Source organism: Lysobacterales bacterium, assembly GCA_016721845.1.
Classification (GTDB): domain Bacteria; phylum Pseudomonadota; class Gammaproteobacteria; order Xanthomonadales; family Ahniellaceae; genus JADKHK01.
Window position 1 is genome coordinate 930,590 of record JADKHK010000013.1, and the last position, 16,903, is coordinate 947,492.

Sequence of the window (16,903 nt, forward strand, 5' to 3'; positions counted from 1 at the left end):
GGTCAGGTAGGGACGTGAAGAGGACAACGGAGGACATCGCGCCGCCAACTGGAACCGGTGCCAAAACTTTGGCCGGTGAACGTAACGGGCAGATTGTTCTCGGACCAAGCGCTTCGATTGCTCGGGATGGCGCGGCTATTTTGGCGATCAGTCACTCATGGAACGTAAGACTTGGCGACCGAACCCCATGGCCCGGCATTTCTGGCGTGGATGGCCCGCATTCTCGGCAGAGTTGGCCCGGATGACCTGACGGACGGCAACCATTGAAGCGCGTCCGCGATGGACCGTGTTGACGCGGATCATCTGCGCCGCCTTCTAAAACGGTGAGAATGTATATTATGTCTATTCAAAGAAGGCTAAGTCCGGGTCTTTGCATCAGCTACGATCTCCCGCAGCCTTGTCTTTGGGGTTCAAGGCGACATTCCGATCATCCATGCCCGCGTGCCGTGCATTGGGCCGCTCGTCGGTCCGACCGGGTTCGAAGGCCGTTTCTGTCTTTGGGGGACATATGCAAGATGCACGCGTGCAGATCGACGGTTCGTCGGATCACTTGATTCGTCCATTGGCGAGCAGCCGATTGACCCAACTCGCGCGCCGCGCAACCTGCATGGTCGCGACCTTGCTGTTCGCCACGGCGGCCTCCGCCCAGGTCAACGTCATCGCCACGGGCGGCACCGGGGCGGCGTCGTACACGACGATCAAGGGCGCGTTCGATGCCATCAATGCCGGCACGCACTCCGGCACGATCGCCATCGGCCTGTCCGGCGACACCACCGAAACCGCACCAGCGGTCCTGAACGCCAGTGGCGCCGGCGCGGCGTCCTACGCGACGATCAGCATCTCGCCCAGCGGCGGCGCGGCACGCACCATCAGTGGTGCCATCGCCGCCGGCAGTCCGCTGATCGACTTCAACGGCGCCGACAACGTCACCATCGACGGCCTGAACACCGGCGGCAATTCGCTGACCCTCGCCAACACCACGGTTTCGGCAACCAGCGGCACGTCCACGATCCGCTTCATCGGCGGCGCAACCAACAATGTCGTCACCAACGCCAACATCCAGGGCTCTGCCAGCGCTTCGGTCGCGACCAACGGCGCCACGATCTTCTTCAGCACCGATGCGGTGACCGCGAACGGCAACGACAACAACACGATCTCGAACAACAACATCGGCCCTGCGGGCGCCAACCTGCCGAGCAAGGCCATCCTGGGCAACGGCTCGACCACGACCACGGCGATCGGCAACAGTGGCATTGTCATCAGCAACAACAACATCTTCGATTACTTCGGCGCGGCCGTCACCAGTTCCGGCATCGCGACCAACGGCGGCTGCAACACCTGGTCGATCACGAACAATCGCCTGTACCAGACCGGCACGCGAACCTGGACCACGGGCGCGCTGCACGCGGGCATCGATATTCGCAGCGCCACAGCAACCAGCGGTGCGCAAGGCTTCACGATCACCGGCAACACCATCGGATTCGCCTCGAACACCCAGACCGGCACCTACACGCTGACCGGTGCCGGCACCGGCGCGAAGTTCCTCGGCATCCTGTTCAACGGCAGCGTCGCCGGCGCCACGACCAACGTGAACAACAACACGGTGGCCGCCGTCAGCATGACCGGCGTCACCGGTTTGGGCACCACCACGGCCAGTCCGTTTACCGGCATTCTGCTGCAGGAAGGCAACATCATCTCCAACGGCAACACCATCGGCAGCCAGTCGCTGGCGGGTTCCCTCACCTTCTCGACCACGACGACTTCGGGGACGGAGATCTACGGCATCCACAACTTCACGTCGAACGCGTGGACGTCGAACAACAATACGGTCGGCGGCATCTCGGTCACCAACCTCGGCGCTTCGGGCACCGTCCTGCTGATCGGCATCCGCGCGTTCACCGGCACGACCGTCACCTGGAACGCCACCGGCAACACGGTCGGCGGCAGCGTCGCGAACTCGATGCAGCTGAACGCGACCGGCGCCGCCTCGCAGGTGCTGGGCATGTTCACCAGCAACGCCCCCGCGGTGCTGACCTCGAACACCGTGCGCAACCTGACCAACAACATCGGCACCGGCACAACCACCACGGCGTCGGTGATCGGCATTTCGATCACCAGCGGCACGCCGAATTCCACGCTCACGCAGAACACCATCTCGAACCTGACCAATACCAACGCTGCGGCAGCCGCGGTCGTCACCGGCATCCAGTTCAACGGCGCCACTGCGAACCTGGTCGCGCGCAACCAGATCTACGGCATTTCCGCAGCGACAAGCAGCGCGGCCGCCGAGATCAACGGCATCCGCATCGCCGGCGGCACCACCACCTACCGCAACAACATGATCGCGATCGGTGCCGGCACCAACAACGCCATCGGCACCGGCTCCACCACCGGCGGCGTCAACGGCATCTTCGAAGCCGGTGGCACCAATGCCATCGTGCACAACAGCGTCTACATCGGTGGTGCACCGACGGCCGGCGTCGGTCCGTCCTACGCCTTCGCCAGCACGCAGACGGCCGTGACGCGCAGCCTGCGTGACAACATCCTGTTCAACGCGCGCAGCAACGCCGGCGCCACCGGCAAGAACTACGTCGTGCGTGTCGCGGGCACGGCGCCAAACCCGGCTGGCCTGACCAGCAACAACAACCTCCTGCTCGCCAACGGTACGGGCAGCGTCTTCGGTTTCTTCAATTCGCTGGACGTCGCCAACCTCGTCGACTGGCGCGGCGTGACCGGCCAGGACCTGGCCAGTTTCGCGCTCGATCCGCAGTTCGTCGCGCCCGCAGCGGCCACGCCCGACCTGCACATCCATCCGACCAACCCGACTCCGGCCGAAGCCAATGGCTTCGACGTCGGCGTGACCGACGACTTCGATGGCCAGACGCGCGCCGGCCTGACACCGACCGACATCGGCGCCGACGCCGGCAACTTCAACGGGGTCGACCTGGCCGCGCCGGTCATCGCCTACACGCCGTTCGGCAACACCACGCTGACCACGAATCGCACGCTGTCGGTCACGCTGACCGATGTCGGCGGCGTCGCCACCGGCGGACTCGCGCCGCGGATCTACTATCGCAAGAACGCCGGTGCCTACAGTTCGCAGGCCTGCAGCCTGGCCAGCGGCACGGTCAACAACGGCACCTGGAATTGCGTCATCAACAACGCCGATCTCGGCGGCGTCGTCACGACCGATTCGGTGTCGTACTACGTGGTGGCGCAGGACCTCAACGGCAACCTCGCCTCCAACCCGGGCGGCGTGGTCGCCAGCGACGTCAACACGATCACGACGCCACCGGCATCGCCGAACACCTATCTCATCGCGCCGTCCGTGTCGGGCACGATTCCGGTCGGCACCGGCGAGACGATTACCTCGTTGACCAATGCCGGCGGCCTGTTCCAGACGCTGAATGGCTCGGTCGCCACCGGCAACATCGTGGTCGACATCACCAGTGACCTGACGCTCGAAACCGGCACCCATGCGCTGAACAGCCTGAGCGAGGACGGTGTCGGCAACTACACGATCACAATCCGCCCGACAGGCGCGGCGCGCGTCATCTCGGGCTCGTTCAACGGCGCGCTGATCCGCTTCAACGGCGCCAACCGCGTGACGGTCGACGGCTCGATCGGCGGCGCCGGCACCGACCGCAGCCTGACCTTCCAGAACAACAGCGTCACCTCGCCTTCCGTTGTCCTGTTCGGCTCGGTCGGCGCGACGCCGATCACCGACGGCGTGCTGAAGAACAGCATCGTCATCAACGGCGCGAATACCAGCAGTGCCGTCGTGATCTCCGACGCCACGACGCTCGGCAACGCCGGACGGTTCTCGAACATCACGATCCAGAACAACGACATTCGGCGCGCGTTCGTCGGCGTATTCGCCACCGGCGGCACGACGCCGCAAGGCGGCGCCAATCTCACGTACACCCAGAACACCCTCAACAGCACCGGGGCGAACGCGATCCGCGACGTCGGCCTGTACATGCAAGGCGTCAATGGCGCGACGATCTCGCAGAACACCGTCGCCAACATCGACAAGGTCAACGACGAAAACGATACCGGCATCTGGCTGGCCACCGGCACGGCGAACGCCACCGTGTCGGCGAACACCGTCAGCGGCATCGGCTATACCGGCACGGGTGCGTTCGGCGCGATCGGCATCAATGTCACCTCCAGCGTGGCCAGTGCCAATGTCGTGGTCACCGACAACATCGTGTCCGACATCTCCAGCAACGGCGGCTCTACCGGTTCGCTGGCGCGCGGCATCGGGGTCGGCGGCGCAACCTCCGACCTGACGATCGAGAAGAACGACGTGCAGGGCATCATCAACACCAGCACGGGCACCTTCCCCGCCTACGGCATCGACGTCGCTGGCGGCAACAACATCACGGTGCGCAACAACTTCGTCGGCAATGTCAGCTTCAACATGACCGGCGGCGCCGCATTCTCGACCCAGTTCGGCGTGTTCGGCATCCGCGTTGCGGCGGGCACCGGTCATCGCATCTACAACAACTCGGTGAATCTGTACGGCGCCCTGCCCGGCACCGCGGCAAACAGCCTGCTGACCGCAGCGTTCGGGCTGGTCGCGACGACGTCGACCGGCGTTGACGTGCGCGACAACCTCTTTGCCAACAACATCACCGGCGGCGGGACCTCGATCGCGCACGTGGCGGTGTATCTGCCGACAGGTGGCACTTCGGCCATGAACCTGACCTGGAACAACAACGCCTACTTCTCCGGCACCGATGTCGCGCGACAGGGCGTGGGCCAGGCAGGCACCACGGCAGGGACCAACTTCTTCACCACCCTCCCCGCCCTGGCGGCCTACACCGGCACACTGTCCGCTGCCGGCACCAACGACAATGCCTCGCAGGCCGCGACGGCTGCCGTGCCTTTCGTCAGCGCGACCGACCTGCATCTGCAGTCGAGCAGTCCGCTGGCCACGGCGGGTGTCCCGCTGCCGGGCGTGACCATCGACATCGACGACGAGGTGCGCTCCGCGACGGCTCCCTCGATTGGTGCCGATGAAGTCGTCACCGACCTCGGCATCACCAAGACCGACGGCGTGACCACGGCGACGCCGGGTGGCAGCGTCACCTACACCATCACCGCGAGCAACGCCGGTCCGGGCAGCACGACGGCAACGGTCGCGGATACTTTCCCGGCCACGCTGACCTGCACCTGGACCTGCGTCGGTGCCGGCGGCGGCACCTGCACCGCGTCGGGCTCGGGCAACATCAACGACCCGGTCAACCTGCCGGTGGGCGGGAGCGTGACCTACACCGCGTCCTGCACGATTTCCGCAGCGGCCACCGGCTCGCTGGCGAACACCGCCACGGTCACCGGCGCGATCGGCGATCCGAACACGGCGAACAACTCGGCCACGGACACCGACACGCTGTCGGCACAAGCCGACCTCGGCATCACCAAGACCGACGGCGTGACCACGGCGACGCCGGGCGGCAGTGTGACCTACACGATCACGGCGTCGAACGCCGGTCCGAGCAATGCGCCCGGCAGCACCGTCGCCGACACCTTCCCGGCCGCGCTGACCTGCACCTGGACTTGCGTGGGCGCCGGCGGCGGTACCTGCACGGCGTCGGGCTCGGGCAACCTCAACGACACCGTGAATCTGCCTGCGGGCGGCAGCGTGACCTACACGGCGAGCTGCGCGATCTCGGCCGCAGCGACGGGTTCGCTGAGCAACACCGCGACGGTCGCGACGGCCGGCGGCGTGACCGATCCGACGCCAGGCAACAACTCGGCGACGGACACCGACACGCTGACGGCACAGGCGAACGTCGGCATCACCAAGACCGACGGCGTCACCACGGTGACCGCGGGCGGCTCGACCACGTACACGATCAGCGCCTCGAATGCCGGCCCGAGCAACACGCTCGCGACCGTCGCCGACACCTTCCCGGCCGCGCTGACCTGCACCTGGACCTGCGCCGGTGCCGGTGGCGGCAGCTGCACGGCCTCGGGCGCAGGGAACATCAACGACGCGGTGACCCTGCCAACGGGCGGCAGCGTGACCTACACCGCCAGTTGCGCGATCTCGGCGGCAGCGGCGGGCACGCTCAGCAACACCGCGACGGTCACCTCCGCAGCCGTCGACCCGGTGCCTGGCAACAATTCGGCCACTGACGTCGACACGTTGAGCCAGAGCGCCGACCTCGGCATTACCAAGACCGACGGTGTGACCACGGCGACGCCAGGCGGCAGCGTGACCTACACCATCACCGCCTCGAATGCCGGCCCGAGCAACGCCCCGGGCAGCACCGTCGCCGATACGTTCCCGGCCTCGCTGACCTGCACCTGGACCTGCGTGGGCGCCGGCGGCGGCACCTGCACCGCGTCGGGTTCGGGCAATCTCAACGACACCGTGAATCTGCCCGTGGGCGCCAGCGTGACCTACACGGCGAGCTGCAGCATCTCGGCGAGCGCGACGGGTTCACTGAGCAACACCGCGACGGTCGCGACGGCCGGCGGTGTCACGGATCCGACGCCAGGCAATAACTCGGCCACGGACACCGACACACTGGGCGCCAGCGCCGATCTGTCGATCACCAAGACCGACGGCGTGACCACAGCGACCCCGGGCGGCAACGTGACCTACACGATCACGGCGTCGAATGCCGGCCCAAGCACGGCGACGGGCGCGACCGTCGCGGATACGTTCCCGGCCTCGCTGACCTGTACCTGGACCTGCGTCGGCGCCGGCGGCGGCACCTGCACGGCCTCGGGCTCGGGCAATCTCAGCGACACCGTGAACCTGCCCGTGGGCGGCAGCGTGACCTACACCGCGAGCTGCGCCATCTCCGCAGCGGCGTCGGGATCGCTGAGCAACACGGCCACCGTGGCCGAACCTGCCGGTGTGACGGACTCGAATCCGGCGAACAACTCGGCCACCGACACCGACACCCTGACCGGCAGCGCCGATCTGTCGATCACCAAGACCGACGGCGTGACCACAGCGACACCGGGCGGCAACGTGACCTACACGATCACGGCGTCGAATGCCGGCCCAAGCACGGCGACGGGCGGACCGTCGGGATACGTTCCCGGCCTCGCTGACCTTCGACCTGCGTGGGCGCCGGCGGCGCACCTGCACTCGGGCTCGGGCAACCTCAGCGACACCGTGAACCTGCCGGCGGGCGGCAGCGTGACCTACACGGCGACCTGCGGCATCTCGGCTGCGGCGTCGGGATCGCTCAGCAACACGGCCACCGTGGCCGCTCCGGCGGGCGTTTCGGATCCGAACCCGGCGAACAACTCGGCCACCGACACCGACACCCTGACCGGCAGCGCCGATCTGTCGATCACCAAGACCGACGGTGTGGCGACGGTGACGGCAGGCGGCACGACCACGTACACGATCACGGCCAGCAACGCCGGACCCAGCAACGTCATCGGTGCCACCGTCGCAGATGCTTATCCGGCCACATTGACGTGCACCTGGACCTGCGTGGGCGCTGGCGGTGCCACCTGCACGGCTTCGGGCTCGGGCAACCTCGGCGACACCGTGAACCTGCCGGCGGGCGGCAGCGTGACCTACACCGCGACCTGCGGCATCTCGGCAGCGGCGTCGGGATCGCTCAGCAACACGGCCACCGTGGCCGCACCGGCCGGTGTGACGGACTCGAATCCGGCGAACAACTCGGCCACCGACAGCGACACCGTGCAACCGGGTGCGAGCGTGAGTGCCAGCAAGACGGTCGCCGGAACGTTCGCAGCGGGCGGCTCGGTCAGCTACACGATCGTGCTCACCAACACTGGCATCGGCACGCAGGCCGACAACGCCGGTCCCGAGTTCACCGACGTGCTGCCGACCGGCCTCACGCTGAGCTCGGCCACGGCGACCTCGGGCACGGCGGTCGCGACCCTCGCCACCAATACCGTGACCTGGAACGGCAGCATCGCCGCCGGCGCCAGCGTCACGATCACGATCGACGCGACCATCGACACCAACGCGACCGGCACCATCGTCAACCAGGGCACGATCGCCTTCGACGGCAACGGCGACAACACCAACGAAAGCACCGGCGTCACCGACGATCCTTCGATCGGCGGTACGGGTGACGGGACGGGCTTCGCCGTGGTCGCCGCACTCGACGACAACGTGCCGGTTCCGACCCTCGGTCGCTTCGGCCTGCTGCTGCTCGCGCTCGGCATGATCGTCCTGGTCGGCTGGCGCACCCGCGGCCACCGATTCGGCTGAAGCGCAGGACCCAAGAATCAAGGGCGGCGATGACCTCGCCGCCCTTCTTTTTGCCATCGCCGCGACTGTCAGCGCTCGCCGCGTTCGCGCACCTTGCGGCGCTCGGCCGCTTGCTCGTCGCGGTCCTCGTCCTTGTCGTTCGCGTCGTCGTCATCGTCGCGCGCATCCTTCCGGGATTCGGCCGGCGTTTCGCGCGGCGCCGGATCGGCGCGACGGGTGTTGCGCTCGAGTTGTTCGGCGGCATTCGAACGGGGTCGCTCGGCAGGTTGTTCCTCGACCGGGCGCCGTTCGATGCGCTGGCGCTCGATCCGGTCCGCATCGTCGCGACGCTGTTGCTCGATCCGGTCCGATGCTTCGCGCCGCTGCTGCTCCAGACGTTCCTGCTCGTCCCGACGCTGCTGCTCCAGTCGACGCTGTGATTCAGTGCGCTCACGGTCGATGCGGTCCGTTTCCGGTTGCTGGACGTCGACCTGCGACGCCTCGTCGCGGCCTCGCGCTCGATCGGCACGGCGGTCGCGGGCCGGCGGGCGTTCCGGTTCGATCGACGGCGCTGTCGTCGGCGCTGGTGCCGGCGTCGACATCGGCGCGGTGCGGTCCAGCGGCGGCAAGGATGCCGGACGGCCGGCGCCGCCCTCTTGCGCGCGCCGCGTAGCCGCATCGCGGGCGTTCACCACCCGCCCCTGCTCACCGATGACGCGGACATTGCGCGCGTTGTGCGTGTCGCGTGACGGCGACGGTGCCACCACCGCGGGCGCCGGCACGACGCCGGGGGATCGCTGCAACACACGTTCGCGGCTGCTGAAGGGCTGGACCACCGGCGGAGGCGCCTCGCGCACGAACACCTCGCGCTGGAACACGTCACGCTGCGGTTGCTTGCGCGCGGCCGTGTCGCTGCCGAGCACGCTGCGCAAGTTCGGCGTGACCGCCGCGAGTTGCGACAACTGGGCACGTGCCGAGGCCGTACGATCGATACGCAGATGCGCATCGCGCACCGATCGCGCGTTGCCGAACACATCTCCCGGCACCACGGTGAAGGCGTCGTCGACGTTGCGGTGGGCATAGTTCAGACCGCTGAAATCGACGCGACCGCGGTCATAACTGTCGTAGACGCGATTCAGGATGGCGCGTTCGATCGCGGTGTTGTGGTCGTTCACGCGACGGAAATAGTCGCGACTGGCCCGGTACGGCGGCACATAGACATCGCGCGGACCCAGCGGGAACCAGCCGACCGGGGAACTGCTGCCACGCGAGAACGACAGGCTCCAGTCGCGGCCACCGAGGAACACGACCAGCGCCGGCGCATACACCGGGCGTACCTGGCGCGGACCCGGGATCCAGCCCCAGCGATTCGAGATCAGCACCCATCGCCCATAATGCGACGGGGCGAATCCCCACGGCGCATCGTCGATCCAGGTCCAGCCCCAGGGTTCCATCCACACCCAATGACCATCGCGATAGGGTGCCCAGCCACGCGCCACGCGCGTCGGGAACCAGACATTGCCGTACTGGCGCACCGAGCTCCAGCGGCCATGCTCGTCGAGGTCGAGAAAGCCGATCATGTCGTCATCGACGTAGCGCAGCGATGCCGACCGTTCGATGCGGCGATCGCGCTCCTGGCAATACGCGTCGAAATCGTCCATGCGCGGCAGGCCGAACAGTTCGTAGTCGCGCAGGCGGCTGTCGTGGAAACGCACGGTATCGCCGCTGCGGAGCGGAAACGATGCACGATCGCCATAGGCGTCGCCCGCCCCCCGCCAGACCACGATGGTGGTGCTGCCGCGGCGCTCGTCGACGTCGATGCGATAACGGCCGGCCTCAGTGATCGTGAACGCGAGCAGCGGCGTCGCCACTTCGATCAGTTCGTCGCGATACAGGCGTCGCACATTGAGGTTGATGGCGCCCTGCGACAACCGGATCTGCGTAAAGTCGTCCCCGAGATCGAGCAATTCGATCCCGGTGAATTCGTCGATACGAACAGCGGCGCTGCCGACTTGCAACTCGGCCCGGGCACGCCCGTCGGCCCACAGGCGATCGCCCCGCGACAGGGGTCGGTTGCGCTCGACGTACAACCAGCGGTCTTCTCCGGCCGGAGCGAAGCTGACCTCGCCCTCGGCATCACTGAGTCGGGCAACGCGCCCGGGCGGATCGAAGTCGTAGGCATGCGCGAACGGCACGAGGCCGATCAGCAGCAACCAGGATCCGAGGATGAACAGCCAACGCGATGGGTTCGACATGAGCAGCTCCCTGATGACTTGCCCGAGCGGCCCGGCGTCCGGATGAACGTCGGCGCTTCGATTTCAGAGTATCGGTGCCGCGATGAATCGGACCTGTGACGCGATGACCAGAAGGATGGCGGCTCAAGCAGCGTTCAGGCTGATCACCTCGATCCGCCATCGAAGCGGTGACCGTGCAGGCTGCGCGGCCAAGCGCGACGAGCATGTAGCGCATCGGCATGGCCCGATTTTCCGGCGCCTTGCGTAATCCGGTACATCGATCCCAACGCCGAGGCCATGAATGTCTCCGAATATCCGCCGTGTTGTCGCTCGCTTCGGCGCAGCGCTCGCCTTCGGCGCGCCGCTCGCCGTCTTGGCCGCCGACCACGGCGTCCTGTTCCGCTTCGAATCCGGCCTGTCGCCCAAACAGATGGGCGCGCAAACGCGGCACGCCGTCTCGGTCAGCCGAGCGCACGCGTCGAATGCGATCGGGCCGGGGCTCGGGATCGAGGTGCCGATGCCGGACGGTCGATCCCGACATTTCGAATACCGCCATCACGAAGCCGCGATCGACGGCAACTGGACGTGGTTCGGACGCTCCGACGAGGGCCTGGATACCGTGCTCACGTTCGGTGAGCGCGCGGTATTCGGACGAATCGATCGCGGCGACCGCGAAGCGTTGCAACTGACCACCGACCACGGTCGCGTCTGGCTGGTCGAGACCGATCCGGCGCGACATGCCCCGGACCAGACGCTGCGTCTCGACGACGACGTGCAGATCCCACCCGGGCACGGCGAGCGCGAAGTGACGGCCTGGACGGCGCTCGAGTCTCCAGCCGAGACCTCGGCAAAGGGGACGGCGCTGGTCGATGTGGTGATCGGCTTCACGGCGGGTCTGGCGACCAAATATGGCGGCCCCTCGGAGGCGACGACCCGCCTGGTGAATCTGGTGGCCTTGAGCAATGCCGGACTGGGCAACAGCCTGGTGAATTCGCGCCTGCGCCTGGTGCATGCCCTGCAGGTCTACTACACCGACGACAACAGCAACCTGCAGGCACTGGAGGCTTTGACGGGGGTCAGCTGCAATCCGACTTGCACGCCGCAATCGGTGCCGGCCGCCCTGCTTCCATTGCGCTCGGCGCGCGACACCTACGGCGGTGATCTGGTGGCGCTGGTACGCCCGAACCGAGCGCCGCAACAGCAGAATTGTGGCCGCGCCTGGTTGCTGGGCGGCGGCGGTTTCAGCATCGACAACAGCGACTCGCCCTATGCCTATGCCGTCGTCAGCGATGGCGTCGACTTGAATGAAAACAGCGGGTTCAGCGAGCTCTGCAACGACCACGCGCTGGCCCACGAACTCGGGCACACGCTCGGCCAGCAGCACAACGTCAACGACAGCGGTGGCAACTCGGGAACGCATGCCTACAGCTATGGGTATCGCGAAGCGAGTTCGACCGGCTTCTACACGATCATGGCCTATCGACTCGCCAACAGCAGCCAGTTCTCGATCAATCACTTCGGCAGCCCGAACGTCAGCTATTCCGGCCGGCCCACCGGTACCGCCGGCGCGGACAACGCACGCAGCCTGAACCTGACGATGCCGCTGGTCGCCCAGTTCCGGGCCAGCGTCGTATCGGAAATCGACCTGTTCGCCGACGGCTTCGAAACCCCGCCCTGAACGACGGTGGCTTGTGCAATGTGTGCCCCGGGCCGGACTCGAACCGGCATGGCTTGTGGCCGAGGGATTTTAAGTCCCTTGCGTCTACCGGTTTCGCCACCGGGGCATGTCGGGAACATTGTCGCGGCGATTGCGCCCACAAAAAAGCCCGCCATTGCGGGCGGGCTTCATGTTGGAGGCCTGGGTCGGAATCGAACCGGCGTACGCGGCTTTGCAGGCCGCTACATGACCACTCTGCCACCAGGCCGGCGGCTCCGGTGCAGGCATTGCTGCACGCACCGGCCCTCTAAACAACAAAACCCCGGTTGCCCGAGGTTTCGCTTGGATCTGGAGCGGGAAACGAGACTCGAACTCGCGACCCCGACCTTGGCAAGGTCGTGCTCTACCAACTGAGCTATTCCCGCTGGGAAGCCGCGCATCTTAACGGCAAAAATTTCGCTGTCAACACCCGATCAATCGTCGCGCGCGCGAATCACCGGCCATGCCGCGCGCATGTAGATCGCCGCCGACCAGATGGTGAGAATCGCCGCTGCAAACAGCAGCCATTGCCCGATTTCGTAGATTGCGATGCCGAGAATCGGTTCGCGCCACAACAGGAACGAGATCGCGACCATCTGCACAATGGTCTTGAACTTGCCGATGCCGGCCACGCTCACGTGCTTGCGCTCGCCGATCTCGGCCATCCATTCGCGCAATGCCGATATCGTGATCTCGCGGCCGACGATGACCGCACAGACGATGGCCATCAGCGGGCTCGGATCGGCCTGCACGATCAGGAACAGGGTGACGGTGACCGTGAGCTTGTCGGCGACCGGATCGAGGAAGGCGCCGAAGGCCGACATCTGCCCGAAACGGCGCGCGATCCAGCCATCCAGCCAGTCGGTGATCGCACCTACCGCGAACATCAACGCAGCGATGATGTGCGCACCCTTGAAGTCGAGATAGAAGGTGCCGACCAGAATCGGCACCAGCGCGATGCGGAACAAGGTCAGCAGATTGGGAATGGTCAGCTTCATGCCGTCCGGCCACAGTTCATGTCATCGATGCAGGTGCGCATAAATCCGTTCCGCGAGTGCACTGTCTATCCCCTTCACTTGCATCAATTCTTCCACACCGGCGCCGGCAATACCCTGCAAGCCGCCAAATTGTTTGAGCAAGGCACTGCGCCGGCGCGCGCCGATGCCTTCGATCTCGTCGAGCACGCTGCCGGTGCGCGCCTTTTCGCGGCGGCCGCGATGACCGCTGATTGCGAACCGATGCGCTTCGTCGCGCACGGCTTGCAAGGCCAGCAAGCCACCGTTGTCGGCGCGTGGCTGCAAGATGCGGCCGGAATCGGCCAACACCAGCTCCTCGAATCCGGGCTTGCGATCCGGACCTTTCGAAATGCCGACGACATTGACGCCTTCGATGCCGAGTTCACGCAGGGCTTCAAGCGCCTTGCCAACCTGCCCGGCGCCGCCATCGATCAGCAACAGGTCGGGCAGATCGGTCTGTTCGTCGACCAGACGCTGGAAGCGTCGCGAGATCGCCTGGTGCATCGCGGCGTAGTCGTCGCCCGGGGTCACGTCGCGGATGTTGAAGCGCCGGTACAGGGATTTCTGCGCGCCGGCCTCGGTGGCGACCACGCAGGAAGCGACCGTGCCCTCGCCCATCGTGTGACTGATGTCGAAACATTCGATGCGTCCCGGCGCTTCCGCGAGACCCAGCAAGGGCACCAGCGCCTGCCAGCGCTCGCGCTGCATGGCATCGGATCCGAGGCGTGTACCCAGCGCGATGTCGGCGTTGCGCAACGCCAGTTCGACCAGTTTGACGCGTTCGCCGCGTTGCGGTCGCAGCAACTCGATCTTGCGCCCCGCCCTGGCCGAGAGCGCGTCGACGATCAGGTCGGCCTGGTCGATGTCATGGCTGAGGATCAGCGTCCGCGGTGCCGGTAGTTCGGCATAGTGCTGCGACACGAAGGCTTCGAGCACCTCGGCGGGACCGGCGTTTTCGCTGGCACGCAACATCCAGTGGCGACTGCCGAGACTGGTGCCGTCGCGGAAAAACAGCGCCTGCACGCAGGCCTGGCCATCGCGCACGACGCAGGCGACCACGTCCGCGTCCTGTTCGTTGCCGGTCACGAACTGCTTGGCCTGCATTTGGCGCAGGCGCGCGATCTCGTCGCGCAATTCGGCGGCGCGCTCGAAGGCGAGATCGGCACTCGCCTGCTCCATCGATTTCACCAACTCGTCGATCACGTCGGTCGAGCGACCTTCCAGGAACATCACCGCGTGGCGCACGTCGCGGGCGTAATCGGCCGGCGACACCAGACCGACGCAGGGACCGGTGCAGCGCTTGATCTGGTATTGCAGGCAGGGCCGCGAACGATTCTGGAAGAAGCTGTCGACACAGTTGCGGAGGCGGAACAGCTTCTGCAAACGGTTGATGCTGTCGCGCACGGCGACCGTACTCGGATACGGGCCGAAGTAGCGCCCACGGGCCTTGCGCGCGCCGCGGTGAAAGGCGATGCGAGGAAATTCCTGACCGCTGATGAAGATCGAGGGATAGCCCTTGCTGTCCTTCAGCATCACGTTGTAGCGCGGGTTCAGCGACTTGATCAGCTCGTTTTCGAGGATCAGCGCCTCGGACTCGGTGCGCACCACGGTCACTTCGATCGCTGCGATCTGCGCCACCATCGCCGCGATCCGCGGTTCCAGCTGCGGTCGCGCGAAATAGCTGCCGACACGCTTCTTCAGGCTCTTGGCCTTGCCGACATACAGCAAGGCACCGCCGGCATCGAGCATCCGGTAGACCCCCGGCGCGGCGGTCAGCTCGCGCGCAAAGGCGCGGCCGTCGAAGCCCGACTGCGCCAGCGTCATCGATTCACTCGCCGATCGGCAAACGCGTCACCTGACCGTTGCTGGTGTCGATGCGCACGACTTCGTGGGCAGCCGTATTGGCCACGAACAGCTTGCCGGGCAGACTGGCGATGCCGGACGGCTGGTGGAACTTGTAGGCCAGATTGATCGACTTCACGCCGCCACCGCGCAACGACACCCGCCTTGAGCTTGTCGTTGTAGGTATCGACCAGCCACAGGATCTGGCCATTGGCATCGGCCGCGATGTCCATCGGATATTGCAGGCGGACCTGGGCCGGTGCCCCATCGACATCGCCGAATTCGTAGAGGCCGGCGCCAACCAGAGTCTGGACGCGACCATCGCTGCGCACGGCCCGGATCGCCGAACCATCGGCATCGACGACGTACAACACCTGGTTCACGTAGGCGAGCCCGGTCGGCTTGGCAAAGGTCGCGAACATGCCGTCGCCGTCATCGCGACCGATCTTGCCGGTGCCGCTATAGAGATTCAGGCGCTTGCGGTTCAAGTCCAGCGCCCAGATCTGGTGCTGGCCGGCCATTGCGATCAACAGCTTTTCGCCGGCCGCGACCAGATCCCAAGGCGAATTCAAGGCGACCTGGCGCGGCTCGTTGTATTCCTGGGTCGCGGGATGGCCATGGACACCGGTCCCGGCCACGGTATCCACTTCACCGGTGATCATGTGCACGCGCCGCACACAATGGTTGCCGCGGTCGGCGACGTACAGCATGTCCTTGATCAGGGCCATGCCTTGCGGATCGTTGAATGCAGAGTCACCGAACTTGCCGTCCAGATAGCCGGTGGTACCGGTCCCGATCTGGCGGATGACGCGGCCATCGTGATTGCATTCGAGGATCCGGTTGTGCCCGGAATCGGCGACGAACAGGGCCGATTCCGTCAGCAACAACTTGCTCGGGAAATTGAGCGCGGTGCGCGGCTCCGGGCGGCTCACCGGCTGCATCGGTTCGTAGAAGCGGATGTCCCGGTTCGCGGCGTCGTCGAGCAGGCTGCTGACCAGGGACTCGAGTTGTGGTCGATGCCCCTCGCCGGCCACGATGCCGGCAACGCGACCCTCAGCATCGAGCACGGCCACCGAAGGCCAGGCCTGGATGCCGAATTGTCGCCACGCCACCCAGTCGGCGTCGTTCGCGACCGGATGACGGATGTACAAGCGGTTCACCGCCTTGAGCACGTTCGCCGCCTGCCGCTCGTGGTCGTATTTCGGCGTGTGGATGCCGATCACGCTCAGGCCATCGTGATGCTTGGCTTCGACCGCACGCAGTTCCTGCAGCATGTGCAGGGAATTCACGTTCGCGGCGTTGAAGAAATGCAGCAAGACCACGCGCCCGCGCAACTTGTCGAGCGCGGGCGCCTGCTGCACGTTCAGCCATTGCAGGGTCGGCGGCAGCTCGGGGGCGATCGGGTTGGCGGCCATGGGCTACTCCGGGAACGTCAGATCGGATTATGCAGGTGCTGGAGCTGTTTGGTCAGTCCCGCGACGCCTTCACGGATCAAGGCAAAGCTGCGTTCGAAGTCGGCGCGGCCGCCGGTGTAGGGATCGGGCACTTCGCCCTGGACCTGACCCGCAAACGACATCAGCAGGCGCACCCGGCCCCAGGCATGGGCCGGCGCAAACTGGCGCAAGTCGGCGATGTTGCGACGGTCCATGGCAATGACCAGCTCCGCGCCATCGATGTCGGCGCGGGTCACTTGGCGGGCACGATGCGCGCCGAGGTCCAGTCCGAAATCGGCAGCCAGGGCGATCGAACGGGCATCGGCCGGGCGACCGGCATGGAAGTCGAGCGTGCCGGCCGAGTCGATCCGCACCCGCTGCGCCAGACCCGCTTCCGCAAAGGCGCGTTCGGCTTCGATCGCCGCCAAGGGCGATCGGCAGATGTTTCCCATGCAGACAAATAGTATTTTAATCATCAAGTTGAA

7 protein-coding genes and 3 tRNA genes are annotated in these 16,903 nt (G+C 66.1%); 2 read left to right on the forward strand and 8 right to left on the reverse strand.

Features of this window, described 5'->3' with window-relative positions; translation table 11 throughout:
* Positions 1 to 508 precede the first annotated feature (508 nt).
* The gene (locus IPP28_11590; GenBank protein ID MBL0041658.1) at positions 509 to 8,218 is read left to right on the forward strand and encodes a DUF11 domain-containing protein; all 7,710 of its coding nucleotides are present in this window, start codon (positions 509 to 511) and stop codon (positions 8,216 to 8,218) included.
* 68 nt (positions 8,219 to 8,286) lie between these two features.
* Here IPP28_11590 and IPP28_11595 read toward each other — a convergent pair whose 3' ends face one another.
* Positions 8,287 to 10,452: a hypothetical protein gene (locus IPP28_11595; protein MBL0041659.1), complete on the reverse strand. Its 2,166-nt coding sequence runs from the start codon at positions 10,450 to 10,452 to the stop codon at positions 8,287 to 8,289.
* 280 nt (positions 10,453 to 10,732) lie between these two features.
* Between IPP28_11595 and IPP28_11600 the strand changes: the two genes are divergently transcribed.
* Complete coding sequence (locus IPP28_11600; protein MBL0041660.1) at positions 10,733 to 12,109, forward strand: hypothetical protein; 1,377 nt, start codon at positions 10,733 to 10,735, stop codon at positions 12,107 to 12,109.
* Positions 12,110 to 12,132: 23 nt separating this feature from the next.
* Here IPP28_11600 and IPP28_11605 read toward each other — a convergent pair.
* From IPP28_11605 to IPP28_11635, 7 genes are all read right to left on the reverse strand, one after another.
* Positions 12,133 to 12,215 (reverse strand) — tRNA-Leu (locus IPP28_11605).
* A 67-nt stretch (positions 12,216 to 12,282) separates the two neighbouring features.
* Positions 12,283 to 12,356 (reverse strand) — tRNA-Cys (locus tag IPP28_11610).
* 81 nt (positions 12,357 to 12,437) lie between these two features.
* A tRNA-Gly gene (locus IPP28_11615) sits at positions 12,438 to 12,513 on the reverse strand.
* A 48-nt stretch (positions 12,514 to 12,561) separates the two neighbouring features.
* On the reverse strand, positions 12,562 to 13,125 hold the full coding sequence (gene pgsA / locus IPP28_11620; protein MBL0041661.1) for a CDP-diacylglycerol--glycerol-3-phosphate 3-phosphatidyltransferase: 564 nt from the start codon (positions 13,123 to 13,125) through the stop codon (positions 12,562 to 12,564).
* A 21-nt stretch (positions 13,126 to 13,146) separates the two neighbouring features.
* Entirely contained in the window at positions 13,147 to 14,967 is a 1,821-nt protein-coding gene (gene uvrC, locus IPP28_11625) for an excinuclease ABC subunit UvrC (protein MBL0041662.1), read from the reverse strand.
* The gene (locus tag IPP28_11630) at positions 14,964 to 16,400 is read right to left on the reverse strand and encodes a hypothetical protein (protein MBL0041663.1); all 1,437 of its coding nucleotides are present in this window, start codon (positions 16,398 to 16,400) and stop codon (positions 14,964 to 14,966) included. The genes uvrC and IPP28_11630 overlap by 4 nt, the downstream gene beginning before the upstream one ends.
* Before the next feature lie 17 nt (positions 16,401 to 16,417).
* Positions 16,418 to 16,846 carry a low molecular weight phosphotyrosine protein phosphatase gene (locus IPP28_11635; protein ID MBL0041664.1) on the reverse strand — a complete coding sequence of 143 codons (429 nt, stop codon included), beginning with the start codon at positions 16,844 to 16,846 and terminating at the stop codon, positions 16,418 to 16,420.
* Positions 16,847 to 16,903: the final 57 nt, after the last annotated feature.

Excerpts from the sequence above, each read along its gene's own strand:
- IPP28_11590 (MBL0041658.1), top strand. The coding sequence starts at position 509 with ATGCAAGATGCACGCGTGCAGATCGACGGTTCGTCGGATCACTTGATT.
- IPP28_11595 (MBL0041659.1), bottom strand. The coding sequence starts at position 10,452 with ATGTCGAACCCATCGCGTTGGCTGTTCATCCTCGGATCCTGGTTGCTG.
- IPP28_11600 (MBL0041660.1), top strand. The coding sequence starts at position 10,733 with ATGTCTCCGAATATCCGCCGTGTTGTCGCTCGCTTCGGCGCAGCGCTC.
- pgsA (MBL0041661.1), bottom strand. The coding sequence starts at position 13,125 with ATGAAGCTGACCATTCCCAATCTGCTGACCTTGTTCCGCATCGCGCTG.
- uvrC (MBL0041662.1), bottom strand. The coding sequence starts at position 14,967 with ATGACGCTGGCGCAGTCGGGCTTCGACGGCCGCGCCTTTGCGCGCGAG.
- IPP28_11630 (MBL0041663.1), bottom strand. The coding sequence starts at position 16,400 with ATGGCCGCCAACCCGATCGCCCCCGAGCTGCCGCCGACCCTGCAATGG.